The organism is Mycobacterium sp. E136, assembly GCF_001666865.1.
Classification (GTDB): Bacteria; Actinomycetota; Actinomycetes; order Mycobacteriales; family Mycobacteriaceae; genus Mycobacterium.
Window position 1 is genome coordinate 1 of sequence record NZ_LZJE01000277.1, and the last position, 1,361, is coordinate 1,361.

Annotated in this window: 2 protein-coding genes; both read left to right on the forward strand. The window is 71.1% G+C overall.

The features are described from left to right. Positions 1–1,126 (forward strand): alpha-hydroxy-acid oxidizing protein (locus A5698_RS18330; protein ID WP_068299843.1); only part of this gene is annotated, 1,126 nt, incomplete at its 5' end. A gap of 33 nt (positions 1,127–1,159) precedes the next feature. Further along, positions 1,160–1,361, forward strand: a 202-nt coding sequence (locus tag A5698_RS18335) for a site-specific integrase (protein ID WP_197506823.1), incomplete at its 3' end; no start/stop codon positions are given.

A 1,361-nucleotide genomic window follows, 5' to 3' on the forward strand; every position in this document is an offset into this window, starting at 1 on the left:
GCAAGGCCTCTCCGGCATCGTGCCGAACCTGCCGATGACCTTCGCGGAGTGGGAAGCCAAGGCGGAGTCGGCGATGCCGCCGTCGGTGTACTCCTACGTCGCCGGGGGAGCCGGTGACGAACGGACCCAGCGGCTCAATCGCACCGCGTTCGACAACTGGGGCCTGATGCCGCGGATGTTCCGCGCGACCCGCGACCGCGACCTCACCGTCGATCTGTTCGGGCTGAAGTTGCCGTCGCCGGTGTTCATGGCGCCGATCGGGGTGATCGGCATCTGCGCCCAGGACGGTCACGGTGACCTGGCCACGGCCCGCGCGGCGGCCAGGACCGGTGTGCCGATGGTCGTCTCGACGCTCACCGAGGACCCGCTCGAGGATGTCGCCGCCGAATTCGGCGACACCCCCGGCTTTTTCCAGCTCTACACGCCGACCGACCGGGAGCTGGCCGCGAGCCTCGTCCACCGCGCCGAAGCCGCCGGATACAAGGGGATCATCGTCACGCTCGACACGTGGGTGCCGGGCTGGCGACCCCGTGACCTGTCGACGTCGAACTTCCCGCAGCTGCGCGGACGGTGCCTGTCGAACTACACCAGCGACCCGGTGTTTCGCGCTGGGCTGGCGCAGTCGCCCGAGGAGAACCCGCAAGCCGCCGTCCTGCACTGGGTCGGGCTCTTCGGTAACCCGCTGACGTGGGACGACCTGCCGTGGCTGCGCTCGTTGACCGACCTGCCGCTCATCGTCAAGGGCATCTGTCATCCCGACGACGCGCGCCGCGCCAAGGACGGCGGCGTCGACGCGATCTACTGCTCGAATCACGGCGGACGACAGGCCAACGGCGGACTGGCGGCCATCGACTGCCTGCCCGGCGTGGTCGAGGCCGCCGACGGGCTGCCCGTGTTGTTCGACTCGGGCATCCGCAGCGGCTCCGACATCGTGAAAGCGCTCGCGCTCGGCGCGACCGCCGTCGGGGTCGGGCGGCCCTACGCCTACGGGCTGGCGCTCGGCGGTGTGGACGGGGTCGTTCACGTGCTGCGCTCGCTGCTGGCCGAAGCCGATCTGACCATGGCCGTCGACGGCTATCCCACCCTGGCCGATCTCACTCCGGACACGCTGCGGCGCGTCACCTGAGCGTTGCGGCCGGCCTCTGCCACGGTGGGATTCGTGGAAGCCGTACTCGAGGAGTTCGACGAGTACCTCGCGCTGGAGCGAGGCCGCTCCGAGCACACCCGTCGCGCGTACCTCGGTGACCTCCGCGCGCTGTTCGGGTTCATGGCCGAGCGCGGCCACGACGCCGGACCGGGCGGCCTCAGCCTTCCGGTGCTGCGGTCCTGGCTGGCCGCGCAGGCCGCCGGCGGCGCCGCCC